Raw genomic sequence first — 24178 nt, forward strand, 5'->3', positions numbered from 1 at the left:
AGCCGGGCTCGCAACGGTCATGCGCGCCGCTATTTGCTCAGCACGCGCATGGCTGTCTCCAGCCCGGCGACGGTGAGCGGATACATGCGATGCCCGAGTATCTCGCGGATGATCGACACCGACTGGCGATACTCCCATAGCCGCACGGGCTCGGGGTTGAGCCACGCGAAATGCGGGAACTGGTCGGCGAGACGGCGCAGCCACACGGCGCCGGCCTCGGGGTTGTTGTACTCGACCGAGCCGCCTGGCTGCAGCACTTCATAGGGGCTCATGGTGGCGTCGCCGACGAAGATCAGCTTGTAGTCGGGCGTGAACTTGTGCAGCAGGTCCCAGGTGGGCGTGCGCTCGGCGTGCCGGCGGCGGTTGTTTTTCCACAGGTAGTCGTAGACGCAATTGTGGAAGTAGTAGAACTCGAGGTGCTTGAACTCGGCCTTCGCCGCGGAGAAAAGCTCTTCGGTGCGCTTGATGTGATCGTCCATCGAGCCGCCCACGTCGAGCAGCATCAGCACCTTCACGTTGTTGTGGCGCTCCGGGACCATCTTGAGGTCGAGCCAGCCAGCGTTTGCCGCCGTGCTGCGGATCGTGCCCGCGAGATCGAGTTCTTCGGCGGCGCCCTCGCGCGCGAAGCGGCGCAGGCGCCGCAGCGCGACCTTGATGTTGCGCGTGCCGATCTCGACCTGGTCGTCGTAGTCGCGGTAGGCGCGCGCGTCCCACACCTTCACGGCGCTGCGCTGGCCGCCTTCGCCGCCAATGCGGATGCCTTCGGGGTTATAGCCGCCGTTGCCGAACGGCGAGGTGCCGCCCGTGCCGATCCACTTGCTGCCGCCTTCGTGGCGCTCCTTTTGCTCCTCGAAGAGCTCCTTGAGACGCTCCATGAGCTTGTCGAGCCCGCCCATCGCTTCGATCTGCGCACGCTGCTCGGGCGTGAAGTCGCGTTCGAGCCGCTTCTTGAGCCAGTCTTCGGGAATCTCGAAGGCGAGCTCCGATTTTTTCTCGATGCCGCGAAAGTACGCGCCGAAGGCCTGATCGAAGCGGTCGAAGTACTGCTCGTCCTTCACGAGCGTCATGCGCGCGAGGTAATAGAAGTCGTCGAGCGAAGGCGCGATCACGCGCTCCTTGAGCGCCTCGACGAGCGTGAGGTACTCCTTCACGGAGACCGGCAGCTTCGCGTCTCGCAGCGTATAAAAGAAGTCGATCAGCATGCGGGTTCTCCGGCCTTGCGAGCGTGCCGCGGTTTTGGCGGCGCTTTCTAGCGGGGGCTTTTAGCGGTTATGACGGTTCATGTAGATGAGCCGCTCGAAGAGACTCATGTCCTGCTCGTTCTTGAGCAGCGCGCCGGCGAGCGGAGGCATCGACTTCGAGCCGTCCACCGCGCGCAGCGCGTCGGGCGGAATGTCCTCGGCGAGCAGCAGCTTGAGCCAGTCGAGCAGTTCGGAAGTGGACGGCTTCTTCTTCAGGCCCGCGACGTTGCGCAGCTCGAAGAAGCTTTCCATGGCCGCGCTGAGCAGGTCGCTGCGAATGCCCGGGTAGTGCACCTCGACGATGCGCTGCATCGTGGCCGGATCGGGGAAGCTGATGTAGTGGAAGAAGCAGCGGCGCAGGAACGCGTCGGGCAGTTCTTTCTCGTTGTTCGACGTGATGATGACGAGCGGGCGCTGCTTCGCCTTCACGAGCTCGCGCGTTTCGTACACGTAGAATTCCATGCGGTCGAGTTCGCGCAGCAGGTCGTTGGGAAACTCGATGTCGGCCTTGTCGATCTCGTCGATCAGCAGCACGCTTTGCTGCTCCGACTCGAACGCCTGCCATAGCACGCCCTTCACGATGTAGTTGCGGATGTCCTTCACGCGCTCCTCGCCGAGCTGCGAATCGCGCAGGCGCGAGACCGCGTCGTATTCGTAGAGGCCCTGTTGCGCCTTCGTGGTGGACTTGATGTGCCACTGCATGAGCGGCATGTCGAGCGCGGCGGCCACCTCCTCGGCGAGCATGGTCTTGCCCGTGCCGGGCTCGCCCTTGATGAGCAGCGGCCGTTTGAGGGCGATCGCGGCATTGACCGCGAGCTTGAGATCGTCGGTGGCGACGTACTGCGAAGAGCCTTCGAAACGCGTGGCGCGCATGATGAACCGCTCGCTAAAAAAATCTCAGTATAAGTCAGAAGGGGTGTTGGGCCGGGAGGGGCTCGCGTATCGTTGGGTCCGCCCGCGATGTGGGCCTTGGTACTACGGTTATGCCACTCGTTTGCGGCTCGCAAGCAGGGCGCGAGACGCATCAGGGATGACCCGCACGCCACGCGCCAGGCCGCTCGCGAATTTTCCCATTCGCGCCCGAGCCCCGTCCGGCGGGCGTCAGCGGGCCTTGCCCGGGCAGCAGCCCGGTGGACGTGCGGCGGGCCGTCGCGGTATACTCGGACCGATTTTTTTCGGCCTGCACGGCGACCCAAAAGTAAAACAGCAGTCATGCGTCGCAGGCCGAGGCCTGCGGTTCGGGCGTTCGAATCCCCTCAAGCCAGGTTGGATGCTATGAAAAAAATTGTCAGCAAGCACGTCATGTTTGGCGCATTGACAGTGCTGGCGGGCTTCGCGGCCTCGGCCCACGCGGATGTCGTGGGCAACGCGAAGGCAGGGCAGGGTAAGGTTGCGATGTGTATCGGCTGCCATGGTATTCCCGACTACCGCACCGCTTATCCCGAGGTCTATCACGTGCCGATTCTGGGCGGCCAGAACGCGCAGTATATCGCTAGCGCGCTGCACGGCTACAAGAAGGGTGATCGCCACTTCGGGACGATGCACGCGATCGCGGCGTCGCTGTCCGAGCAGGACATCGCCGATATCGCGGCTTATTACTCGTCGCAGACGGCCGCCACGAAAAACAACCCCGAGAAGTAACCGGCACGGGCGCTTTAGCGCAATGGGACCGGAGTAAGGCGCTGAAGCGCCGACTCGGGTCGACACAGGAGAATCCATGAACAAGCCCTATACGGCTGTGCGCGCGTCGCTTCTGAAGGCCGCCTCGGCGGTATCCGCCGCCGCAGCCCTCACGCTCGCGTTCGGCGTGCAATCGGCGCATGCCGCCGATGCCTCCAACGGCAAGGTGCTCGCCGACAGCCATAACTGCGCGGCCTGCCACGGCGTGAACCTGAACAAGCCTGTGAGCCCCGATTACCCGAAGCTCGCGGGCCAGCATGCCGACTACATCTTCTGGGCGCTGCGCCAGTATCAGATGGGCACCGGCAACGTGAATTTCGGCCGCAGCAATCCGATCATGCAGGCGCAGGTGCAGAGCCTCTCCGAGCGTGACCTCAAGGATCTGGCCGCCTACGTCGAATCGCTCAAGGGCGATCTGGTCGAGAAGAAGTAAGCGCGATCGCGCAGGCGCCATGCGGCATGCATGGCGTTTGTGCGCGATACGTGCGCGATGCGAATGCAAAACACCCCGTGTGAGACGCGCTCAGGCGTTTTCTCACACGGGGTGTTTTGCATGGGCGTTGCCGCTTTCGAGCGGCGGCCCGGGTTCAGTCGCGCGAGGCGCGCCGCTCGATGCGCGCGAGGTAAGCGTCGGTGTCGGGCGGCGTGTTGGTGCGCTGCGCTTCCCAGATCGTCTCGCCGAGACATTCCATGATGGCGTGCTGCGCGTCGTGGGTGGAGCCCATGCGCGCCGCAAGCCGGTCGTGCGCCGCGCGGATGCCTGGCGGCTGGTCGATCGAAAGCTGCTCGCTGATGGCGAGATGCATCGACAGATGCAAAAAGGGATTGCTTTGCCCGCGCTCGGGCGAATAGTCCTGCGCGGAGGCGGCCTCGGCATCGGCGAGCTGCGCGTGGTACTCGGGATGCTCGACGATCCAGTCGGCGGCCATCGCCTCGAGCGGCGTTAGGATCTCGCCCGCGCGCTGCTTGCGCCAGGTCTCGGTGAAAAAATGGCGGACTTCGTCGCGGCTAGGATTGAACATCGGGTACTGAATCGTGCAGTGTTGAGGGCGGTGTGCTCAGAGCCAGACTCCACGTGACGCGGGGCCCAAAACTCGATTTTACGCCGGCGGGTTCGTCAGAGTTCGGGCGGCGGTGTCTTCGGCTTGAATTCGCACAGCGGCTCGATCACGCAATGCCAGCACTCCGGGCGGCGCGCCTTGCATACGTAACGGCCGTGCAGGATCAGCCAGTGGTGGGCGTCCTGGCGGAACTCGGCTGGCGTGAACTTCTCCAGCGCGGTTTCCACGGCCTTCACGTCCTTGCCGGGCGCGAGGCCCGTGCGGTTGGCGACGCGGAAGATGTGTGTGTCCACGGCGATGGTCGGATGGCCGAACGCCGTGTTGAGCACTACGTTCGCGGTCTTGCGACCGACGCCCGGCAGCGCTTCGAGCGCTTCGCGCGTTTGCGGAACCTCGCCGCCGTGCTGCTCGATCAGGATCTTGCAGGTGGCGATGACGTTCTTCGCCTTGGTGCGGTAGAGGCCGATCGTCTTGATGTAATCGGCGACGCCTTCCTCGCCCAGCGCGAGCACCGCCTGCGGCGTGTTGGCCACCGGAAACATCCTGCGCATGGCCTTGTTCACCGATACGTCGGTGGCCTGGGCCGAGAGCATCACGGCGATCAGGAGTTCGAAGGGCGTCGTGAACTCCAGCTCGGTCGTCGGGTTCGGGTTGAGGCTCTGGAGCGTTTCGTAGATGGCGCGGCGCTTGGTGGCGTTCATGCGGGCTTGTCGTTCTGATCGGCGTTCGGCGCAGGCTGGTCGGGCGTGGCTGCGCCCCCGGTCTTGTTGTCGGCCGTGCCCGTGTCGGCGGCAATGCCGAGGCGCCGGCGGCGGGCCTCGGCGGCGTCGATTTGCGCCTGCACGTCGGCGCTCACGTGCTCGGTGTTGCGTGGGCCGGCGCCGCGTTCGGCGAGTTCCTGCTTCTTGCGCCGCGCGCGTTCGAGCGCTGCCTGAATGATGGCTTTTTTCCTGGCTTCGGCGTCGTCGGTAGCTGCGGGCGAGGCTGCAGCCGGCGAGGCCGACGTGGCCGATGCATCGGAAGCCTCAGAAGCGGCACCGGCGGGCGTCGCCGCGGCGCGCCGCGCGGCCGCGCGCGCTTCCGCGGCATGGCGCTCGGCGGCGAGCCGGGCCTGGCGGCGGTCGTGGCGCACGCGGGCTTCGTCGGCCTGTTGCTGGGTCCACGCGTCCCAGCCCGTTGCCTCGCCGGTTACCGGAATCATCGCGATGCAGTCCACGGGGCAGGGCGCGACGCACAGGTCGCAACCCGTGCACAGATCCTTGACGATGGTGTGCATCTGCTTGGGCGCGCCGACGATCGCATCGACCGGACATGCCTGCATGCACAGCGTGCAGCCGATGCACACTTGTTCGTCGATGAAGGCCACGGGGCGAGGCCGCTCGACGCCGTTTACGGGGTTGATCGGAATAACAGGCTTGCCAAGCAGCTTGGCGAGGCGCGCGACGCCCTCGGCGCCGCCCGGCGGGCACTGGTTGTAGCTCGCGGCGCCGGCGGCGACGGCTTCGGCATAGGGCCGGCAGCCGTCGTAGCCGCACTTGGTGCATTGCGTCTGGGGCAGCAGATCTTCGATGCGATCTGCGAGTGTCTTGGAATCGTTCACGGTTGCGATTGCTGGGCGGGCGGCGGCGTGGCTGCGCGAGCGCACGCTCGGGGTTCGCACGCCCAGGGGCTGCACGCCCCGCGCCAAAGCCCGCATTATCGCCGATTTCCCGCATTGCCATCGGCGGGCCATGTGCCATAATCAAAGTGCTTAATTCGAATGTCCTCGCAGCGCTTGCACCATTGGCGCACGGCATCGGATCGAGTCCGCAGGACGGCGTCACATATGCAGCGTCGGGCGAGGGGTCAAGACGACTGCAAACAAAGATAAATCGAGAAGCGAAGGGTGTAGGTTCATTAACCCGGCGCGCTCCATGCACGCTGCCGCACGATGGGTTTGGAGAGGCCCGGCAGCGCAACGTGGAAAGCCGCGCCTATCGAGCGATCCTGCCACCATGAATCAGACGAAAATCAAAAGAGATCCTGAAGGCACGCGCCGCCGCATCCTGCTTGCCGCAGCGGAAGAGTTCGCGAATGGCGGCCTGTTCGGCGCCCGTGTCGACCAGATCGCGCGCCGCGCGGAAACCAACGAGCGCATGCTGTACTACTACTTCGGCAGCAAGGAGCAGTTGTTCACTGCGGTGCTGGAGCATGCATTCGGCGCGCTGAACGAGGCGGAACGCGCGCTCGATCTGGCCGGACTCGCACCTGTCGAGGCAATCACGCGGCTCGCGCATTTCGTGTGGGATTACTATCGCGACCATCCCGACCTTCTGCGGCTCGTGAATAACGAGAACCTGCACGAGGCGCGCTACATGCAGAAGTCCACGCGCATTCACGAGATGATCTCGCCGATCATCGCGACGCTCGGCTCGATTCTCGCGCGTGGCGAGGCCGCGGGGCTGTTTCGCGCGAACGTCGATCCGCTGCGCCTTTACGTGACGCTCTCGGGCATGGGTTACTACATCGTCTCCAACCGCTATACGCTCAACGCCACGCTCGGGCGCGACTTCAGCACCACCGCGGAGCGTGCCGAGATCATCCAGCTCAACACCGAGATGCTGCTTGCGTTCCTGATGCGCAAATGAGGCGCAAATAAAGCGCAAATAAAAACCCCGCGCCCGGTGCGAACCGGGCGCGGGGTTTGGCGTTGCGCGCTGCGCGTGCGCCTTCTCAGGCGACTCAAGCCACTGAGGGCACTCAGGCCACAGCGCTTTCCTTCGCCTTCTGCTTCGTGCGCTGGTGCTCCCGGATGAAGTCGCGCAACTGCGGATAGATGATGGTGCGCCAGCGGCGGCCCGAGAAGATCCCGTAGTGGCCGCACTTTTCCGCTGTGAGGCGATGCTTGTGCTGCTCCGCGATGCCCGTGCAAAGGTCGTGCGCGGCGTGCGTCTGTCCCGAGCCCGAAATGTCGTCGAGTTCGCCTTCGATCGTGAAGAGCGCCGTGTCGCGAATGTCCTGCGGCTTCACGCGCTCGCCCGCGACGTCCCACGTGCCATCGGCCAGGCGGAACTCATGGAACACCGTGCGGATGGTTTCGAGGTAGTACTCGGCGGCCATGTCGAGCACCGCGTTGTATTCGTCATAGAAACGGCGATGTGCTTCGGCGTCCTCTTCGTCGCCGCGCAAGAGGCTCTTGTAGAAGTCCCAGTGCGCGTTGGTGTGGCGGCCCGGATTCATCGCGACGAAGCCCGCGTGCTGCAGGAAGCCCGGATAGACCGCGCGCCCTTCGCCCGGATAGTTGGCGGGCACCGTGTGAATCACGTTGTTCGCGAACCATTCCATCGAGTGCTCGGTGGCTAGCGAGTTGACCGTCGTGGGGCTGCGGCGCGCGTCGATCGGGCCGCCCATCATCGTCATGGTGAGCGGGGTGGCCTCGCCGCGGCTTGCCATCAGCGAGATGGCCGCGAGCACGGGCACCGTGGGCTGGCACACCGAAAGCACGTGCAGCTTCTTCGCGCCGATATGGCGGATGAATTCCTGGATGTACGCGATGTAATCGTCCAGATGGAACGGGCCGGCTTCGAGCGGGACCATGCGCGCGTCGATCCAGTCGGTGATGTAGACCTTGTGGTCCTGCAGCAGCGTGCGCACGGTGTCGCGCAGGAGCGTCGAGTGGTGGCCCGAGAGCGGCGCGCACACGAGCACTGCGGGCTCGTCCTTGAGCGCGGCGACGGCAGACGGGTCGTCCGCGAAGCGCTTGAAGCGCAGCAGCCGGCAGAACGGCTTTTCGATGATGGTTTGTTCGACGATCGGAATGTTGAAGCCGTCCTTCTCGATCTGGCGGATGTCGAATTCGGGCTTCTCGTAGTCCTTGCCGAGGCGGTACAGCAGTTCGTAACCCGCCGCGAGGCGCGTGGCGCCCGGCACGAGCGAGAACGGGCTCGCCGGATTCGAGAACGACTTGGAGGCAGCCTGCGCCCACGCGGTAAGCGGGCTCAGCAGGGCGCGTTGAAATTCACGGATTTGGTAGAGCATGGGTGCTCCAGCATCGGGGACGGTTCGCGCCTGCGCGGCACCGGGGTAAGCGCGGCACGGAACGCGGCCTGTAGTTGGTCGGTTAGCCTGTTTATCGGCTTTGCAGCCGGCCGCCTGAACGGCGCGGCGTATGGTTTGCTGCCAGCAAATGCAGATCCTGGCGCCGGGATCGAACCTTCCGTACCTGGCGGCTTCAGGGTCGTTGTGCAATGCAGCAATCCAGTTCTCAAGTGTAGCTCATTTAGCGCGGGCGTATACGGGTTTTCGTCGCTTGCGCATCTGTTTGACATCGATTTCGTACTTTTACGATGCCTCGTTTGCTGCCGCCGCGAAATCCGGATTGACCAGCGGGGCCCCGGCAACGGCCGGATGCCCGGTCACCCGGGCCATTTCCTGTTCGTGGCGTATCAAATTCAGGCCCGTATGGACGAGGGCCACATGAGAAAACGCTTGTGGGAAATTCCCCACAAGCCGGCCCGCTGCCGGGTCGTACTCCTCGGCGAGCAGCCCCACGTCGTTGGCGAGCGCGAGCAGGCGCTCGTACATCTTGCGCGCGTCGTCCACGCGGCCCTGGAGCGCGAGGTTGTCCACCATCCAGAAGCTGCAGGCGAGAAAAGTGCCTTCGCCGGGCGGCAGGCCATCGTTGAATTCGGTGGTGCGGTAGCGCATCACGAAACCTTCCACCATCAAGTCGCGCTCGATGGCCGCGACCGTGCCCGCGATGCGCGGGTCCGAGGCCGGCAAAAAGCCCACCAGCGGTATTAGCAGCAGGCTCGCATCGAGATCGGTGCCGCCGTAGATCTGCGTGAACGAGTTGAGCTCAGTATTGAAGCTGCGCTCGCAGATGGTCGCGTGGATGGTGTCGCGCAGCGCGCGCCAGTGATCGAGCGGGCCGGGCAGGTCGAACTTCTCGGCCGAGCGGATGCAGCGGTCGAACGCCACCCACGCCATGACCTTCGAGAACGTGAAGTGCTGGCGCCCGCCGCGGGTTTCCCAGATGCCTTCGTCGGGCTCGGTCCAGATTTTTTCGAGGTGCTCGAGCATCGTGCACTGGATCGACCACGCGGTTTCGTCGGCCTGCAGGCCGCCCACGCGCGCGAGGTGCAGCGCGTTCATGACTTCGCCATAGACATCGAGCTGCAACTGGCCGACCGCGTTGTTGCCCACGCGCACCGGCTTCGCGCCTTCGTAGCCGTGCAGCCAGTCGAGCTCGAACTCGGGCAGGCGGCGCTCTCCGGCGAGGCCATACATGATCTGCAACTGCGAGGGCGAACCCGCCATTACACGGCCGAGCCATGCGCGCCAGGCGCGCGCTTCGTCGTAGTAGCCGCCGCGCATCATCGCGAGCAGCGTAATGGTGGCGTCGCGCAGCCAGCAGTAGCGGTAGTCCCAGTTGCGCGTGCCGCCTAGCTTTTCGGGCAGCGAGGTGGTGGGCGCGGCGACGATGCCGCCGGTGGGCTCGAAGGCGAGGGCCTTGAGCGTGATGAGCGAGCGGCGGATGGGCTTGGCCCAGCGGCCTTCCACTGTGCTGCGCGCCGACCATTCCTCCCAGAAGTTCTCGGTGCGCGCGAGCGCCGTGAATGGGTCGCGCGGCGGCGGCAGGCGCAGATGCGAGGCCGCGTAGGCCATCGAGAACGGCACGCGCTCGCCTTCGCTCACGTCGAATTCGGCGACGGTGCGCATGTTCTCGCCTTGCAGGTCGACGGGCGTGCGCAGCACGACCGTGTCGGGACCGACGGTCGCCTTGATGCCGCTTTCATAGTTGAGGCGGCTCACCCAAGGCACGGAAAAGCCGTAGTCGAAGCGCAGCACGAGTTCGCAGTGCATGCGCACGGTGCCGCGCCGGCCCACTACGAGCCGCACGAGCTCGCTCCAGCCATTGCCGGGCGGCATGAAGTCAATCAGCGTGACGGCGCCTTCGGGCGTTTCGAAATCGGTTTCGAGGATCAGCGTCTCGCCGCGGTAACGGCGCGTGATCTTGATAGTGGCTTTGGAGCCGTCGGCGGGCGGGGCCGGCGCGATCAGCCAGCGGCCGTTATTCTCGGTGCCGAGCAGCGCCGCGAAGCACGCGCCGGAGTCGAAGCGCGGCCAGCAGAGCCAGTCGATGGAGCCCTCGCGGGACACGAGCGCGGCCGTGTGGCCGTCGCCGATCATTGCATAGTCTTCGATGAGTGCGGGCATGGTAAGCAGATTGACAGCGTTGCGCCTGGAGCGGAAACGGCAGATGCACGCACAAGATTAGTGGGTGCGGGGGGACTCGCGCAATGCGTTTTGCGGCATGCCATGCACGCCTGCCTCAAAAATGCCCGAGATGGCCGCCGGTGCCGAAGAGCCCGACGAGCCCGATGATGATGAGATACAGCGCAACGATGTAATTGAGCAGGCGCGGCGCCACGAGAATCAGGATGCCGGCGATGAGCGCAACGAGCGGACCGATCGCAAGATGAATGTTCATTGACGGTTACTCCCTGGACAGGGCGGGCCTGGCCGGGCGGCCAGCAGCCAGCCTGGCGCAAGCTCTCCTATACTGGGCCGCGAATCCTCACGACGCCGACGCGCTCGCGCTTCGACAAGAAAAATGGAGGTCGACATGTTTCAGGTTCATGACGCCGCAATCTCCATGCCCGTGCCCGCGTACCGGCACGAGAGCCACCCGCGCCAGTTTCGCCACGATCCGCCGCGCGCGAAAAAGCGCGCGCTCATTCATCAGATCATCCAGGGTATCGTCCTCATGGCTTCAGTCGCCGCCACTCAGGCGTTCGCTCAAACCGGCCCGGGCGCGGCGCTCGCCGATACGGGGGGCAATGGCGTGTACGACCTGATCGTCGGCACCTATACCGGCGGCAAGAGCGAGGGGCTCTACGTCTATCGCTTCGACTCGAAAACCGGCGACGCCCGGCAGGTGAGCGTCGCGAAGACGGTGAACCCGTCGTACCTCGTGGTGAGCAACGACAAGCGCTTCGTCTACGCGGTGAACGAGTTGCCAGGCGACAACGGCCCGGCGACCCAGCGCGGCGACGTGAGCGCATTCGGCTTCGACGCCGCGAGCGGTCAACTCACGTTCCTCGACAAGGTGTCCGCGCAAGGCAACGACCCCTGCTATTTGAGCCTTTCGCCCGATGGGCGCTATCTCCTCGTCGCCAACTACTCGGTTGCGGCGGACCCCGGCGGCAGCTTCGCGGTGCTGCCCATCGAGCCGGACGGCAAGCTCGGGGCATCGGTGCTCACCGTGCACCACGAGGGCAGCGGGCCGGTGAAGGGTCGCCAGGACGGCGCGCACGTGCATTCCACGGTGTTCTCGCCGGACGGACGCTATCTCTTCACCCAGGATCTCGGCACCGACAAGCTCTGGACCTACCGCTACACGCCGGACGGCAGCCGCGGTCTCGTGAGCCCGACCGAGTGGCGCTACACCGACGTGAAGTCCGGCACGGGACCGCGCCACCTCGTCTTCGGCAATGATGGACGCTTCGCCTACCTCACGAGTGAACTGTCCGCCACGGTGAGCGTGTTCGCTTATCGCGACGGTCGCATGACGCTCGAACAGGTCGAGAAACTGACGGAGCCAGGTTTCAAAGGCGCGGTGGGTGCGGCGGCGCTGCACCTGTCGCCGGATGGCAGGTTCCTGTACGTCTCGAACCGCGGCGACGCCAACGACATTTCGATCTTCGCCGTCGACGCGCTCACGGGCAAACTCAAGCGCGTGGGCCGTCAGTCGAGCCTCGGCAAGGCGCCCCGCGAGTTCGCGATCGATCCGAGCGGCCAGTGGCTCATCGTCGGCAATCAGAACAGCGACACGGCTTACGTGTTCCGCCGCGATCAGGAAACGGGCCTGCTCGAACCGAATCCGAAGCGCATCGACATCGGCTCGCCCGTCGACTTCAAGTTCGTCGCGCCGTAAAAACAAAGCGCCGCGCCGGACAAGTTCCGGCGCGGCGCTTTGCGTTAGAGCGATCGTGCCTCGCGGCACGCATCAGGAGGCTTACTCGGCCTGGCCTCCAGGCACGAGCACTTCGCGGCTGCCGTTGATGCCCATCGGCGAGACGAGGCCTGCCGCTTCCATCTGTTCGACGAGGCGCGCGGCGCGGTTGTAGCCGATGCGCAACTGCCGCTGCACCGAGGAAATCGACGCGCGCCGCGTGCGCACGACGAACGAGACGGCCTCGTCGTAGAGCGGATCGGCTTCCGCATCGGGCGATTCGCCAAACAGGTCCTGCGGCGCGCCTTCGCTCGCGGGGCCTTCGAGGATGCCTTCGACATACTCGGGCTCGCCGAACTGTTTCAGATACTCGACTACGGCGTGCACTTCCTCGTCGGCGACGAACGCGCCATGCACGCGCTGCGGGTAGCCTGTTCCCGGCGGCAGGAACAGCATGTCGCCCTGGCCTAGCAGCGACTCGGCGCCCATCTGGTCGAGAATCGTGCGCGAGTCGATCTTCGACGAGACCTGGAACGCCACGCGCGTCGGGATGTTCGCCTTGATGAGCCCCGTGATGACGTCCACTGAAGGGCGCTGCGTCGCGAGGATCAGGTGGATGCCGGCGGCGCGCGCCTTTTGCGCGAGACGCGCGATCAGCTCCTCGATCTTCTTGCCCGCGACCATCATGAGGTCGGCGAGCTCGTCGATCACCACGACGATCATCGGCAGCGGAGAGAGCGGTTCGGGCGCCTCCGGCGTGAGCGAGAACGGATTGCCGATCTTCTTCTCGTGCGCTTGCGCGTCGCGGATTTTCTGGTTGAAGCCCGCGAGGTTGCGCACGCCCACCGCCGACATCAGCCGGTAGCGCTTTTCCATCTCGCCCACGCACCAGTTCAGCGCGTTGGCGGCGAGCTTCATGTCGGTGACCACGGGCGCGAGCAGATGCGGAATGCCTTCGTACACCGAAAGCTCGAGCATCTTCGGGTCGATCATGATGAGCCGCACGTCCTCCGGCGTGGCCTTGTAGAGCAGCGAGAGGATCATCGCGTTGATCGCCACCGACTTGCCCGAGCCGGTCGTGCCCGCGACGAGCATGTGCGGCGCCTTGGCGAGGTCGGTGACGATCGGGTGGCCGACGATGTCCTTGCCCATCGCGATCGTGAGCTTCGACTGCGAGCGGTGGTACGGCGCCGATTCGAGAATCTCCGAAAGGCGGATCATCTGGCGGCGCGCGTTGGGCAGTTCGAGCCCCATGCAGGTCTTGCCGGGAATGGTCTCGACCACGCGGATCGACGTGAGGCCGAGGCCGCGCGAGAGGTCCTTCATGAGGCCGACGATCTGGCTGCCGCGCACGCCGAGCGCGGGCTCGACTTCGAAGCGTGTGATAACCGGGCCCGCCGATGCGCCCACTACGGTCACGGGCACCTTGAATTCCTGCAGGCGCTGCTCGATCAATTGGCTCGTTTCGGCAAGCTTTTGCTCGGAGACGGGTTCGATTTCGGACGAGGCTCGCTCGAGCAGATCGATGCCGGGCAGTTCGACCGCCGATGCGCTGAGCGGCTGGAACTCGAACGAAGTCGGCGCGTGGCCGCGCACGGGCTGGCGCGGCGCGGGGGCTTGCTGGACTTCGGGCTGGGCCTCGGCTTGCGGCGCGGGCGGCGTGGAGGGCGTGCCGTTGCCGTGGTCGAGCGGGTTTGCGGGTGCCGGTGGCTGCGCCCACGGCGGTGTCGTGCTGGCGTAACCGCCTGGTGCAACAGGAGCGGGCGACAGTGGCGCTGCAGCTTCGTGCGCGGCGGTTCGCGGCGTGGCTTCGGCTGCCGGGGCAACGAACGGTGTCGGAATCGCAGCGACGGTGGGCGCGCTTGCGGAGGCGATCGATGTAAATGCCGGCGTCGCGGTGAATGCGGACTGTGCCGGGGGCGTTGGCTGCGCAGGGGTTTCCGGCTTGGGTTCCGCTGGCGTGGCGGGTGCGGCGGCGAACGGGGCCGGCGTGGACAAGGTCGGAACTGCCACAGGCGAGTGGGGCACGAAGCTTGTCGGCGCGATGGCGGCCGGCGTTGCGTCAGCCAGGAACGAAGGCACTTCAACGGCGGCGGACGGTGCGAACGTGTGAGTCTGTTGCACGGGCGTCGAGGTGTCGTGGCCGGCCGGCGTGTCGTCCGCTTGCGCGGCATTCACAGGCGATGGCTCTGCAATCGCGTCATGGCTTGCCGGCGTGGCCGGCGCGACGTGCAGCGTTCCCGTCGCAACGCGCGGGAATTGGACGACGTTTTCTGCGGCTACCGGTTCTTGCACATCGGGCGTTACGTCCGGCGTAGCTTTGGGCAACGGCGGCTCGCTCGTCACGTCGATGTCGTCGTGATGCTGTAGCGGCGTGGAGGGCGGCAGCGCGGCACGGCTCTGTGCAACGTTCGACGGCGCAAGGCCCGTCGCCTGAGCCGATGGCGCGGGCGTCGAGGCGGCCGGTACGGCAACTTCTGGTTCGGGCGTCGAGGTGGCGTGGTCCGGCGCCGCGTCGGCCGGTTCGTCCGCTGCTGGTTCGTCGTCGAGCATGACCCACGGCATGCCGTTGTCGAAGGTCGGCCAGTGGACGGGCGAAGTTGCGAGCGGCTGTGCGGGCGGCGTAGCCGTTGCAGCGGGCGCAGCGGGTTCCGGCAGCACGTCTTCCTCCTGCTCGTCGATGAGGAAAGCGGGCAGGGCGCTCGGGTTCGATGCATCGCCGGCGTAGGTCCACGGCGCGAAGGATTCGGCGGCGGGTGATGTGACCGGCGGTATCGCGGCGGCTGGCTCGACGGAAGCTACGGACGCCAAGCTGGTTTCGGCCGATTGCACCGATTGCACCGATTGCACCGATTGCACCGATTGCACCGATTGCACCGATTGCACCGATTGCACCGGATGTTCCGGATGTTCCGGATGCGCGGGAGCAGGCGAGGCGTCGTCGCACGCGCTGGCGGCCGTGTGGGCGAATCCGGTCGTGCCGCGCGCCGGCGACGTGGTGGAAGTCACGACCGCGCCTTCGGCGGCCGCATCCACTGGGGCAGCATTCTCGAATGCTGCCGTCTCGGGCAGCGGAGCGATCTGCGGTTCGACAAGCGGCGGCGCCACGTGCGCTGCCGGGGCGGGGCTCGCGTCGCTGGCGGGCAGGTCAGCGGCGGCTTGCGCGTTCGCGCGCACTTCTGCTTGCGTCGCAGTCTGGTCGACCGTGTTGCGGCGCGCGAGACTCGCGCCCGCGAGCGTCGTCCAGCGCGCGGCGTTTTCCTCGATCGAACGCAGCGTTTCGAGCACGCCCGTCGAGAGGGGCGCTTGCGGTGCGGATGCCGTGCCTTGCGTCGCGCGGGAGTAGGCCGGCGTGGCGGTGCCGGCGAGCGGCGTCGTTGCGGACGCACCGAACCGGGTGTCGAATGACGAGCCGGGCGCGCGCTGTGCCGGGCTGGACGCGCTCTTGGCCGGCCAGATGAACGGACGTGGCGGTTTCTGCTGGCGTGCCTGCGGCGCGGCTGCGGCCGCTGCGCGCGCGGCGGTGCTGCCCGCGACCGGCGGCGGCGCGCTACGGCGTGCCGGGGCCGGTTGCGCAAACGGCGAAACCAGCGGATCGCGCGGCGCAGAGAAGCCGCGCGGCGTGACCGCGGCCGTCGATGCGAGCGTGGCGGCGGCTACCACCGGGCGCACGCCAGGCGCGCTCGTGGGTGAAACCGGCGGCGAAATCGCGGGTGGGAGCGGGGCGGTGATAGTGGCAGCGGTGACGGCCGGGGGGATCGGCGCGATGCGTCGCGGCGTCGGGCTGCCGGCTGCGCTGGCAAGCGCCGCGTCACCTGACGGCACACCGCCGAACGGTGTGCCGCCGGTCTCGGCCAACGCCTGGCGGCGCATGTCGGCGGGGAAACCGGCGGGCGGGGTTGCCAGCGGCGCACCGGTCGCACCCGCTGCCGGGTTGCGGCGCGTGTCGGCCGGTTGGCCCTCGCGCAGCCAGCCGGCCGGGGCGGTCGGTTCGGAGCGCGCCCATGCAGCGGCGGGGCTCGGCTCCGGCGACGCGAAATCCGGTTCTGTGCGCCACGGCGAGGCACTGCCACGCGTCGAGCCATTGACCGCGAACGCGCCATCCGCGTCCCGCGCCGCCGCGCTCGCGGCGGCACTCGCTCCGGCTGCGGTCGCCGCGCGTTTGCCCGGCGTCTGCGGACGCCATACGGTCGGGCGTTTGCGGCGCACGCCGTCGAGCGGCTCGGCAAAGCCGCCTGCACCAGGCGTGCCGTTTGCGCTTGCACCCATCCCTTGGGTAGGTCCTGTGCCCGAGGCCGTCCTGCCCCCGAGCCCCAGACCGTTGCCAAGGCCGCTAGCCAGCTTGCCGAGGCCGCCCAGGCCACTTATCCCGCTCATGCCATTCGAGCCCGGGCGCGCCGCGCCTTGCGGCTGCGCGGCGTCCTGTCTGGGCGCGCGGCGGCTGCGGCGTTCATCGTCGTCTTCCTTGTTCGACGGACGGATGTTGAGCCCGAGGCCGAGCGAGACGTCGGCCCAGGCGAAGAAGTCGCGCCAGTGGAAATCGATGAGCCAAGGCAGGCTCACGAACAGCAGCGCCGCCATCGCGAGCGGCGCGGCGACATGCCCGATCAGCTTGCCGAGCCCGCCCGCGAGCGCGTGCCCGAGCGCATCGAAGCCGTCGATGTTCAGGATCGTGGCTTCGAGCGCGCAGCTCGCCAGCAACACGCAGACAAAGCCGAGCCAAAGCCGGATTGTGCCGGGGCCGCGCAAGCCCGCGCCGCCAGGCAGCACCGACTTCACGAGACGCCAGATCAGAGGGACGAACCAGATGGCGGATAAGCCGAACCAGCCAGGGACTACCGTGTGCATGCCAGAGATCAACGCTTAAAAGATGTGCAACGTATCGAGTGTAACCGCCCAGCCCCCGCGCACCGCAATGCGCGTTGCCGCGCCGCAACCGGCGTGGCCGCGCAGGCGTCTGGCGGGTGTGCCGCAAGCCCGGCACGCAGGGCTATGAGCAGGGCGGGCTGCTATGGGAAGCCACGCCGGACACCGTGGGGAACTCAGCGGGGGGAAGACTGTGGACCAGTTTGCCGTGCGCGAGGCGCGAGACGGCGCGCCAAAAAAGAGCCGCGCCGGACGAGCGCGCGGCTGCTTAACGGCGCAACGCCTCACTTGCCCTGCTGCGCGGGCGCGGCGGCGGAGGCCGCGGACGGCGCGCTTGCGGGCCCACTGGAGGCAGCGGGCGCACCCGCTTGGGCGAAGGTCAGGCGGTCGCCGTTTGCGAGCACGATCAGGAGTGCCTGCGGTTCGCGCATTTGCACGCCCGAACGCTGGATGTGCGCGAGCGCGTCGAGGTACGGGCCTTCGATTTCGCCGCCCGTGCCGACGCACGCCATGCGCGTGCCCGCGAGCTGGCCAAACGAGAGCAGCCCGTTTTTGAGCGAGTAGGTTCCCATGTAGCGATTGCAGCCCGAGAAGCCGCTCGCACGGCGCTGCCCGCTGGCGGTCGAGAGATCGAGCGTGACGGGGCGCGCGGGGCGCGCATCGGGAGCGCCGTTTTCGGCGGTTGCACTCGACGCTGCGGGCACCGCGCGCTGCGTACCGTCGGCGCGTTTCCATTCGACGAGTTGCCAGTGCGTGTTGTCGAGCAATTGCGTCGCGGCGGGATTGAACGGGTCGGGCGGCGGGGCGGACGTGTCCTGGTGAACCGGCAGCTTGCAGGCGGCAAGCAGGAGCGCAGCCGCAGCGGCGGCCGCGAACGGCGCGGTGTATGACACACGCGAGGCGAGCAGGCGCGCAAACTTGCGTGCGGCGGGGCGTGTGCTCGAGCGGTGGGGCATCGCATCGTTCCTCATAACTGGCGAAGGCGTAAGCGTAACCCACCAAGGGGCCGCATGCGAGCGCAAAGGCTCGCCGGAGATCCACAAAAGCCTGCTTCGCGCGCCCGCTCGAGGCGCGCGGGGTGTTAACATCGGCGCTCCCTCGCATTCGCATCCCTTGAAGCGCGAACCACGCGCCGCCTCACCCTCATTCCTGGAGATATCATGCAGACCGGCACTCGCATCGGCACGCCGCTTTCCGCTTCCGCCACCCGTGTCATGCTGCTCGGCGCCGGCGAACTCGGCAAGGAAGTGATCATCGCGCTGCAACGCCTCGGCGTCGAAGTGATCGCCGTCGACCGCTACGAAAACGCGCCCGGCCATCAGGTCGCGCATCGCGCCCACGTCATCGACATGGCCGATCCCAAGGCGCTGCGCGCGCTCATCGACGCCGAGCGTCCGCACCTCGTCGTGCCCGAGATCGAGGCCATCGCCACCGATGCGCTGGCGGCCGTCGAAGCCGAGGGCGCGGCCGTGGTGATCCCCACCGCGCGCGCCGCGCAGCTCACCATGAACCGCGAAGGCATCCGGCGTCTCGCCGCCGAGGAACTGGGCCTGCCGACCTCGCCCTACGCATTCGCCGATTCGCTCGACGAACTGAAGGCCGGCATTGCCAAGGTCGGCTACCCGTGCGTGGTGAAGCCGGTGATGTCGTCCTCGGGCAAGGGGCAGTCGGTGCTCAAGAGCGATGCCGATGTCGAGCGCGCCTGGCAATACGCGCTCTCGGGCGGGCGCGTGAATCATGGCCGCGTGATCGTCGAGGGCTTTATCGACTTCGAATACGAAATCACGCAGCTCACCGTGCGCGCGACCAATCCGGCGAGCGGCGCCGTGCAGACGTACTTCTGCGATCCGATCGGCCACCGCCAGGTCGACGGCGACTACGTGGAGTCGTGGCAGCCGCAGCCGATGAGCCCGAAGGCGCTCGAGCGCTCGCGTGAAGTCGCGCACAAGGTGACCGAGGCGCTGGGCGGGCGCGGCCTCTTCGGCGTCGAGTTGTTCGTGCGCGGCGATGACGTCTGGTTCTCGGAAGTGAGCCCGCGTCCGCACGACACGGGGCTTGTCACGCTCGCGTCGCAACGCTTCTCCGAGTTCGAACTGCATGCGCGCGCGATTCTCGGGCTGCCCGTCGATACTACGGCGCGCGGGCCGGGCGCATCGGCGGTGATTTACGGCGGCATGGACGCGCGCGGCATCGCCTTCGAAGGCGTGGCAGAGGCGCTGGCCGTGCCGGGCGCGGACCTGCGCCTGTTCGGCAAGCCCGAGAGCTTCGCGAAGCGCCGCATGGGCGTCGCACTCGCGACCGGCGTCGACATCGACGAAGCCCGTTCGCGTGCCCGCGCGGCGGCCGCGGCGGTGCGGCCGGTGCCGGGGAGCGCGTCGTAACAAGCGCCGGCGCGGCGACGCCTGACCTGGTTGACGCCATACGTTGATCGGGCGCATTCGTGCTGCCGTCGTAGCGTCAGATAATCATTGTTTTTGCCGCCCGGGGCGCGCTGCCGCCGTGCATGACCTGGCATGCCCGGGGCGCGGCGCGATGCGCCGGGTTATCGTGTCAAGCAAATTGCAGGAAACGGGAATGATGAAGTCGATCGCGTTGTGGTGGCCGCGCGGACTGTTGTTGGGGGTGTGCGCGCTCGCGCTCTCGGGTTGCGGCATCGCAGCCGCGCCGTGCCGCGTGGTGTCGGCGGGCTTGAAGATCGTGCCGATAGTCGGGCACGTGGCTGCGGCACCTACCGACGCCTGTGCCGACGTGATCGACCCCTGAACCGTGTAGCCCGCCCGGTGCGCAACATTAGCGGCGCAACACGCCAACTCACCATGCCGGCGCAGCGCGCCGGTCCAACCGGGTATCGGGAGAATACGCCATGATCCGCGGACGCAACGCCGCCCACCGTCTTGCCACCCGTCTACGCACGCCGCGCCGGCTCGCTGCGGGTGTGTTCGCGCTTGCCGTCGTCGGCGCCGGCGCGAGCCTCGCGGCGACTGCCGCGCAAGCCGCCTCGCTAGACGTGCGCGAGATCCAGACCCAGTCTCGCCACACCTACCGCTATACCTGCGCGGACGGCAAGACCTTCAAGGTCACCTACATCAACGGCTCCAACGGGCAGAGCTTCGCGCTCGTTCCCGTTGCGGGGCACTCGCTGCTGTTTGTCGGCGTGATTGCCGCGTCGGGCGTGAAATACGTCGCCGACCGCTATACCTGGTGGACCAAGGGCCCCGGCGCCGACCTTTACGACGAAATGGCCGAAGGCAGTCCCAAACCCATCGTTTCCGGCTGCGCCACGATCATGCGCTAGGGGTGCCCGGTGCTCTGCGCCCGCGCCATTCCGGTGCCCGGCGTTGCAGAAGCCGGGTCGCCCGGCCATAGGGATTTGTGCCAAGGTGTTACAATACCGGCCTTTCGCCGAATTGCGCCTGCTCTCGTGGCGGGTTGTGGCCGGCGACGGGGCAGACTGCCGTGCCCGTGAGCGCCGGGATGAGGCAGACGACGAGGCAGACACCCAGGCGTTACGACATCGACTGAAGCAGCCGGGCGCACCGGCTGGCAACAAGGGAACGAGCGGGTCGAGCGCGGCCGTGCAGCCGGCGCTCCCTGCATACCGCGATGGGTTGACTCGACGGCGTTCCCGCGAACCTGCCGGGCATTTTCCGCGATCCGTCCGCTGGACGGACAACGCGGCCGCTGCAGCCCCGCCGCTCCGTAACTCAGTAACGCTCGCCCAGTTTGCCCGCACGTTTGCAACCCGGCAGTACCCCGCAGTGATCATTTGAGGCGCACCGCGCCTCGCGCGCATAGCGCCTTTATAGCGAAGCCATCATGTCCGACACAGCCGTCAAGCCCAGCACCGAGACCTTCGATCAGTTCGGCCTGGCACCCGAGATCCTCAAGGCGATCAAGGAGCAGGGCTACACGACGCCCACGCCCATTCAGGCGCAGGCCATTCCCGTGGTCCTCACGGGCCGCGACGTGATGGGCGCCGCGCAGACCGGCACCGGCAAGACCGCGAGCTTTTCGCTGCCGATCATTCAGCGTCTGCTGCCGCTGGCGAGCACGAGCGCCTCGCCTGCGCGCCACCCGGTGCGCGCGCTGATCCTCACGCCCACGCGCGAACTGGCCGACCAGGTCGCCAACAACGTGCGCACCTACGCGCAGCACACGGCGCTGCGCAGCGCCGTGGTGTTCGGCGGCGTCGACATGAATCCGCAATCGGACGAACTGCGCCGTGGCGTGGAAATCCTGATCGCGACGCCGGGCCGCCTGCTCGACCACGTGCAGCAGAAGACCACGAGTCTGGGCCAGGTGCAGATGCTGGTGCTCGACGAAGCCGACCGCATGCTCGACATGGGCTTCCTGCCCGACCTCCAGCGCATCCTGAATCTGCTGCCGAAGGAGCGCCAGACGCTGCTGTTCTCGGCCACCTTCTCGGGCGAGATCAAGAAGCTTGCCGCGACCTATCTGCGCACGCCGCAGACCATCGAGGTCGCGCGCAGCAACTCGACGGCCACCAACGTCACGCAGGTCGTCTACGAAGTCGCCGAAGGCGACAAGACCGGCGCGGTCGTGCAACTGATTCGCGAGCGCGGCCTGAAGCAGGTGATCGTGTTCTGCAACAGCAAGATCGGCGCAAGCCGTCTCGCGCGCCAGATCGAGAAGCAGGGCATCGTGGCCGCCGCGATTCACGGCGACCGCTCGCAAAGCGAGCGCATGCAGGCGCTCGACGCCTTCAAGCGCGGCGAGATCGAGGCGCTGGTGGCAACCGACGTGGCCGCGCGCGGCCTCGACATCGCCGAGCTGCCGGCCGTGATCAACTTCGACCTGCCGTTCAACGCCGAAGACTACGTGCACCGCATCGGCCGCACGGGCCGCGCGGGCGCCTCGGGCGACGCGCTTTCGCTGTGCAGCCCGAGCGAGAAGAAGCAGCTCGCCGACATCGAAAAGCTGATCAAGCGTCCGCTGACCGTCGAGCGGCTGGTGGTCGACACGCCGGTTGCGCATCACGAAGGCGGCGGCCGCCGCCGCGAGCGCGATGGCCACGAGGGCCGCGAAGGTCGTGGGGAGCGCGTTGGTCATCGTCGCCAGGGGGCTTACGAGCGGCCGCATCATCATCGCCAGTCGCAGCCCATCGACGATTTTTTCCTGAAGCCCTACGAGCCGTCGCCGAGCGCGCGCAGCGCGGCCGAAGACAAGCCCGCGCCGGCCGCCGCCGCGTCGCAAAAGCCGAAGCAGCCGCTCGCGGCGCTGCTGGGTGGCTTGGGTTCGTCGTGGCGCAACAAGCCTACTTCGTCTTCGTCGTCCTGAGATTTGAAGGGCGGCGAGGCTTCTTCGGCTTCGCGCGATGAAAAAAGCGGCGTGCCGGTTTCGACCGGCACGCCGCTTTCGCATTTCTGCCATTTCTGCCCGCAATCGTGGGCTATGCGCTCATTGGGCCGCTAACTGCGCGAGGCGGCGCTTCCAGGCCTCGATCGCATCGGCCTGAAAGACTTCGAGCGTTACGGGCGCGGGGTCGCGCAGTTCGAGCCCGAGGTGGCGCGCGGCGGCCAGCAGCGCCACGAGCGGGCGCTCGGCGTCGAGCGCTTGCGCGCCGGTTTGCTTCGAGAGCTTTTCGCCTTCCTCGTTGGTGACGACGGGCACGTGCAGATACGCGGGCGTGGGCACGGCGAGGCACCGTTGGAGCCAGATCTGGCGCGCCGTGGAATCGAGCAGGTCCGCGCCGCGCACGATGTGGGTGATGTTCTGCGCGGCGTCGTCCACCACCACGGCGAGCTGATACGCCCACTGGCCGTCCGCGCGCAGCAGCACGAAGTCGCCGACTTCGGTCGCCAGATCCTGCTCCTGCGGCCCTTGCCAACGGTCGTCGAAGCGGATCAGCGCGGGATTGACCTCAGCCTCGGGCATGTCGTCCGGCACGCGCAGACGCCACGCGCGCGCGGGCTTGCCGTGCAGTCCGGCGCGGCAGGTGCCGGGGTAGATCAGCGTGGTGTTGCGCCGGTGCGCGTGCAGTTGCGAATCGGCGATTTCCTTGCGCGTGCAGCCGCAGGGATACACATGGCCCGCCGCGATCAACCGGTCGAGCGCCGCGCGATAAAGGCCGAAGCGCTGGCTTTGCCATTGCGGCGGCTCGTCGGCTTGAAAGCCGAAGCGCTCCAGCGTCGCGAGAATGTCCTCGGCGGCGCCGGAGACGGTGCGCGGGCCATCGATGTCCTCCACGCGCACGAGCCACGCGCCGTCATGCGCGCGCGCGTCGAGCCAGCTCGCGAGCGCCGCGACGAGCGAGCCGAAATGCAGCGGCCCGGTGGGCGAGGGCGCGAAGCGCCCGCGATACCCCTGATGCGTTCTAGCCGGTACGCTCACGCGCGCATCACGCGATGTCACGCAGCCTGGGCCGGCGTGGCGGCCGCCGCCGCTTTTACACTTTCTTCGCGCTCCGGATGGCACGCCGGGCAGCTCTTGCCCACGACGTAGAGCGGCGATGCCTGCCCGGCGGCCGTAACCACGGCGCGGCACGCGAAGCATTGCACGGTGTCGGTCGCTTCGAGCTGCGGGTTGAGCGCGGTGCGCTGATCGAACACGAAGCAGTCGCCGTTGTAGTGTGCACCGCCCACTTCCTCGAAGTATTTGAGAATGCCGCCTTCGAGCTGATAGACGTGCTCGATCCCCACTTCCTTCATGTGGATCGCGGCCTTTTCGCAGCGGATGCCGCCCGTGCAGAACGACACCACGGTCTTGCCTTCGAGATCGGCGCGGTTGGCCTCGATCACGCCAGGGAATTCGCTGAACTTGTCGATGCGGTAGTCGAGCGCCTGGTCGAAGGTGCCGACGTCCACTTCGAACGCATTGCGCGTGTCGAGCATGACGACCGGGCGGCCTTCGTCGTCGAAGCCGCGGTCGAGCCACGTCTTGAGCACGACCGGCGCGACCGATGGTGCGCGGCCTTCCTCGGGGCGGATCGCGGGCTTCTTCATGGTGATGATCTCGCGCTTCAGACGCACCAGCATGCGGTTGAAGGGGCGCGTTTCCGAGAGGCTTTCCTTGAACTGCAGGGTCGCGAATTTGCCCTCGAACAGCGGATCGTGGTTGATGTAGTCCATGAAGGCGCGCACGTTGCCTTCGTCGCCCGCAACGAACAGATTGATGCCTTCCGGCGCGAGCAGGATGGTGCCCCGCAAATCGAGCGACTTGCAGCGTTCGAGCACGAGCGGACGCCATTCGGCGGTCTTGTCGAGTGTCGCGAACTGGTAGGCGGAGAGATTGAGAATACGCATGGCCAACTTGAAAACCTGAATCTGTTAGACCCGCTGCGTTGCGGGCGTAATCCGTTATTATCCCTCAACCGCGCGATGCGGCGCCTGCGGCACGACTTGATGTCGCGCAGGGCCTTATCCGGGGCATATCCC

The 24178-nt window shown here is 66.9% G+C and carries 20 protein-coding genes; 8 read left to right on the forward strand and 12 right to left on the reverse strand.

The features are described from left to right. Window positions 1–29 precede the first annotated feature (29 nt). Both NH14_RS11875 and NH14_RS11880 read right to left on the reverse strand, forming a co-directional pair. Window positions 30–1202, reverse strand: a complete 1173-nt coding sequence (locus NH14_RS11875) for a vWA domain-containing protein (protein ID WP_035527232.1) — start codon at window positions 1200–1202, stop codon at window positions 30–32. Window positions 1203–1262: 60 nt separating this feature from the next. Next, window positions 1263–2114 (reverse strand): AAA family ATPase, encoded by an 852-nt coding sequence (locus NH14_RS11880; RefSeq protein ID WP_035527230.1) that lies wholly within the window; start codon window positions 2112–2114, stop codon window positions 1263–1265. 402 nt (window positions 2115–2516) lie between these two features. Between NH14_RS11880 and NH14_RS11885 the strand changes: the two genes are divergently transcribed. Both NH14_RS11885 and NH14_RS11890 read left to right on the forward strand, forming a co-directional pair. After that, on the forward strand, window positions 2517–2882 hold the full coding sequence (locus tag NH14_RS11885) for a c-type cytochrome (RefSeq protein ID WP_035527227.1): 366 nt from the start codon (window positions 2517–2519) through the stop codon (window positions 2880–2882). Window positions 2883–2958: 76 nt separating this feature from the next. After that, complete coding sequence (locus NH14_RS11890) at window positions 2959–3354, forward strand: c-type cytochrome (protein ID WP_035527225.1); 396 nt, start codon at window positions 2959–2961, stop codon at window positions 3352–3354. A 154-nt stretch (window positions 3355–3508) separates the two neighbouring features. On the opposite strand, the gene NH14_RS11895 is transcribed toward NH14_RS11890, so the two are convergent. The 3 genes from NH14_RS11895 to rsxB all read right to left on the reverse strand — a co-directional run bounded on the left by NH14_RS11895 (window position 3509) and on the right by rsxB (window position 5582). Beyond that, entirely contained in the window at window positions 3509–3943 is a 435-nt protein-coding gene (locus NH14_RS11895) for a DUF1841 family protein (protein WP_035527222.1), read from the reverse strand. A gap of 95 nt (window positions 3944–4038) precedes the next feature. Then, window positions 4039–4683 carry an endonuclease III gene (gene nth / locus NH14_RS11900; RefSeq protein ID WP_035527219.1) on the reverse strand — a complete coding sequence of 215 codons (645 nt, stop codon included), beginning with the start codon at window positions 4681–4683 and terminating at the stop codon, window positions 4039–4041. Beyond that, on the reverse strand, window positions 4680–5582 hold the full coding sequence (gene rsxB, locus NH14_RS11905) for an electron transport complex subunit RsxB (RefSeq protein WP_084225509.1): 903 nt from the start codon (window positions 5580–5582) through the stop codon (window positions 4680–4682). Before rsxB ends, nth begins: the two co-directional genes overlap by 4 nt. Before the next feature lie 394 nt (window positions 5583–5976). On the opposite strand from rsxB, the gene NH14_RS11910 reads away from it, so the two are divergent. After that, a complete protein-coding gene (locus NH14_RS11910; protein WP_035527218.1) occupies window positions 5977–6609 on the forward strand; it encodes a TetR/AcrR family transcriptional regulator in 633 nt (210 codons plus the stop codon). A gap of 112 nt (window positions 6610–6721) precedes the next feature. On the opposite strand, the gene NH14_RS11915 is transcribed toward NH14_RS11910, so the two are convergent. From NH14_RS11915 to NH14_RS11925, 3 genes are all read right to left on the reverse strand, one after another. After that, complete coding sequence (locus NH14_RS11915) at window positions 6722–7999, reverse strand: polyhydroxyalkanoate depolymerase (protein WP_052148080.1); 1278 nt, start codon at window positions 7997–7999, stop codon at window positions 6722–6724. 303 nt (window positions 8000–8302) lie between these two features. Continuing rightward, the gene (locus NH14_RS11920; RefSeq protein ID WP_035527216.1) at window positions 8303–10180 is read right to left on the reverse strand and encodes a glycoside hydrolase family 15 protein; all 1878 of its coding nucleotides are present in this window, start codon (window positions 10178–10180) and stop codon (window positions 8303–8305) included. A 115-nt stretch (window positions 10181–10295) separates the two neighbouring features. Next, the gene (locus NH14_RS11925) at window positions 10296–10454 is read right to left on the reverse strand and encodes a DUF3096 domain-containing protein (protein ID WP_084225465.1); all 159 of its coding nucleotides are present in this window, start codon (window positions 10452–10454) and stop codon (window positions 10296–10298) included. 276 nt (window positions 10455–10730) lie between these two features. On the opposite strand from NH14_RS11925, the gene NH14_RS11930 reads away from it, so the two are divergent. Continuing rightward, the gene (locus tag NH14_RS11930) at window positions 10731–11900 is read left to right on the forward strand and encodes a lactonase family protein (protein WP_035527589.1); all 1170 of its coding nucleotides are present in this window, start codon (window positions 10731–10733) and stop codon (window positions 11898–11900) included. 81 nt (window positions 11901–11981) lie between these two features. Here NH14_RS11930 and NH14_RS11935 read toward each other — a convergent pair whose 3' ends face one another. Beyond that, complete coding sequence (locus tag NH14_RS11935; protein ID WP_035527214.1) at window positions 11982–16766, reverse strand: DNA translocase FtsK; 4785 nt, start codon at window positions 16764–16766, stop codon at window positions 11982–11984. A gap of 302 nt (window positions 16767–17068) precedes the next feature. After that, on the reverse strand, window positions 17069–17740 hold the full coding sequence (locus NH14_RS11940; protein ID WP_176329244.1) for an META domain-containing protein: 672 nt from the start codon (window positions 17738–17740) through the stop codon (window positions 17069–17071). Window positions 17741–17944: 204 nt separating this feature from the next. Here NH14_RS11940 and purT point away from each other — a divergent pair, with 204 nt between their 5' ends. From purT to NH14_RS11960, 4 genes are all read left to right on the forward strand, one after another. Beyond that, window positions 17945–19165 carry a formate-dependent phosphoribosylglycinamide formyltransferase gene (gene purT / locus NH14_RS11945; protein WP_035527212.1) on the forward strand — a complete coding sequence of 407 codons (1221 nt, stop codon included), beginning with the start codon at window positions 17945–17947 and terminating at the stop codon, window positions 19163–19165. 193 nt (window positions 19166–19358) lie between these two features. Beyond that, a complete protein-coding gene (locus tag NH14_RS11950; RefSeq protein WP_407947136.1) occupies window positions 19359–19547 on the forward strand; it encodes a DUF6726 family protein in 189 nt (62 codons plus the stop codon). Window positions 19548–19647: 100 nt separating this feature from the next. Further along, window positions 19648–20079: an MliC family protein gene (locus NH14_RS11955; RefSeq protein WP_084225461.1), complete on the forward strand. Its 432-nt coding sequence runs from the start codon at window positions 19648–19650 to the stop codon at window positions 20077–20079. A 521-nt stretch (window positions 20080–20600) separates the two neighbouring features. Beyond that, complete coding sequence (locus NH14_RS11960) at window positions 20601–22082, forward strand: DEAD/DEAH box helicase (RefSeq protein WP_035527210.1); 1482 nt, start codon at window positions 20601–20603, stop codon at window positions 22080–22082. Between the two features lie 120 nt (window positions 22083–22202). Here NH14_RS11960 and gluQRS read toward each other — a convergent pair whose 3' ends face one another. Both gluQRS and NH14_RS11970 read right to left on the reverse strand, forming a co-directional pair. Beyond that, window positions 22203–23156 (reverse strand): tRNA glutamyl-Q(34) synthetase GluQRS, encoded by a 954-nt coding sequence (gene gluQRS, locus NH14_RS11965; protein ID WP_244143442.1) that lies wholly within the window; start codon window positions 23154–23156, stop codon window positions 22203–22205. After that, window positions 23153–24046 carry a sulfurtransferase gene (locus NH14_RS11970; protein ID WP_035527209.1) on the reverse strand — a complete coding sequence of 298 codons (894 nt, stop codon included), beginning with the start codon at window positions 24044–24046 and terminating at the stop codon, window positions 23153–23155. The genes gluQRS and NH14_RS11970 overlap by 4 nt, the downstream gene beginning before the upstream one ends. Window positions 24047–24178: the final 132 nt, after the last annotated feature.

This window comes from Paraburkholderia sacchari (assembly GCF_000785435.2).
GTDB classification, from domain to species: domain Bacteria; phylum Pseudomonadota; class Gammaproteobacteria; order Burkholderiales; family Burkholderiaceae; genus Paraburkholderia; species Paraburkholderia sacchari.

Bases quoted from the DNA above. Each gene is read 5' to 3' on its own strand.
- NH14_RS11875 (WP_035527232.1), bottom strand. From the start codon at position 1,202: ATGCTGATCGACTTCTTTTATACGCTGCGAGACGCGAAGCTGCCGGTC.
- NH14_RS11880 (WP_035527230.1), bottom strand. From the start codon at position 2,114: ATGCGCGCCACGCGTTTCGAAGGCTCTTCGCAGTACGTCGCCACCGAC.
- NH14_RS11885 (WP_035527227.1), top strand. From the start codon at position 2,517: ATGAAAAAAATTGTCAGCAAGCACGTCATGTTTGGCGCATTGACAGTG.
- NH14_RS11890 (WP_035527225.1), top strand. From the start codon at position 2,959: ATGAACAAGCCCTATACGGCTGTGCGCGCGTCGCTTCTGAAGGCCGCC.
- NH14_RS11895 (WP_035527222.1), bottom strand. From the start codon at position 3,943: ATGTTCAATCCTAGCCGCGACGAAGTCCGCCATTTTTTCACCGAGACC.
- nth (WP_035527219.1), bottom strand. From the start codon at position 4,683: ATGAACGCCACCAAGCGCCGCGCCATCTACGAAACGCTCCAGAGCCTC.
- NH14_RS11910 (WP_035527218.1), top strand. From the start codon at position 5,977: ATGAATCAGACGAAAATCAAAAGAGATCCTGAAGGCACGCGCCGCCGC.
- NH14_RS11915 (WP_052148080.1), bottom strand. From the start codon at position 7,999: ATGCTCTACCAAATCCGTGAATTTCAACGCGCCCTGCTGAGCCCGCTT.
- NH14_RS11920 (WP_035527216.1), bottom strand. From the start codon at position 10,180: ATGCCCGCACTCATCGAAGACTATGCAATGATCGGCGACGGCCACACG.
- NH14_RS11925 (WP_084225465.1), bottom strand. From the start codon at position 10,454: ATGAACATTCATCTTGCGATCGGTCCGCTCGTTGCGCTCATCGCCGGC.
- NH14_RS11930 (WP_035527589.1), top strand. From the start codon at position 10,731: ATGGCTTCAGTCGCCGCCACTCAGGCGTTCGCTCAAACCGGCCCGGGC.
- NH14_RS11935 (WP_035527214.1), bottom strand. From the start codon at position 16,766: ATGCACACGGTAGTCCCTGGCTGGTTCGGCTTATCCGCCATCTGGTTC.
- NH14_RS11940 (WP_176329244.1), bottom strand. From the start codon at position 17,740: ATGCCCCACCGCTCGAGCACACGCCCCGCCGCACGCAAGTTTGCGCGC.
- purT (WP_035527212.1), top strand. From the start codon at position 17,945: ATGCAGACCGGCACTCGCATCGGCACGCCGCTTTCCGCTTCCGCCACC.
- NH14_RS11950 (WP_407947136.1), top strand. From the start codon at position 19,359: ATGATGAAGTCGATCGCGTTGTGGTGGCCGCGCGGACTGTTGTTGGGG.
- NH14_RS11955 (WP_084225461.1), top strand. From the start codon at position 19,648: ATGATCCGCGGACGCAACGCCGCCCACCGTCTTGCCACCCGTCTACGC.
- NH14_RS11960 (WP_035527210.1), top strand. From the start codon at position 20,601: ATGTCCGACACAGCCGTCAAGCCCAGCACCGAGACCTTCGATCAGTTC.
- NH14_RS11970 (WP_035527209.1), bottom strand. From the start codon at position 24,046: ATGCGTATTCTCAATCTCTCCGCCTACCAGTTCGCGACACTCGACAAG.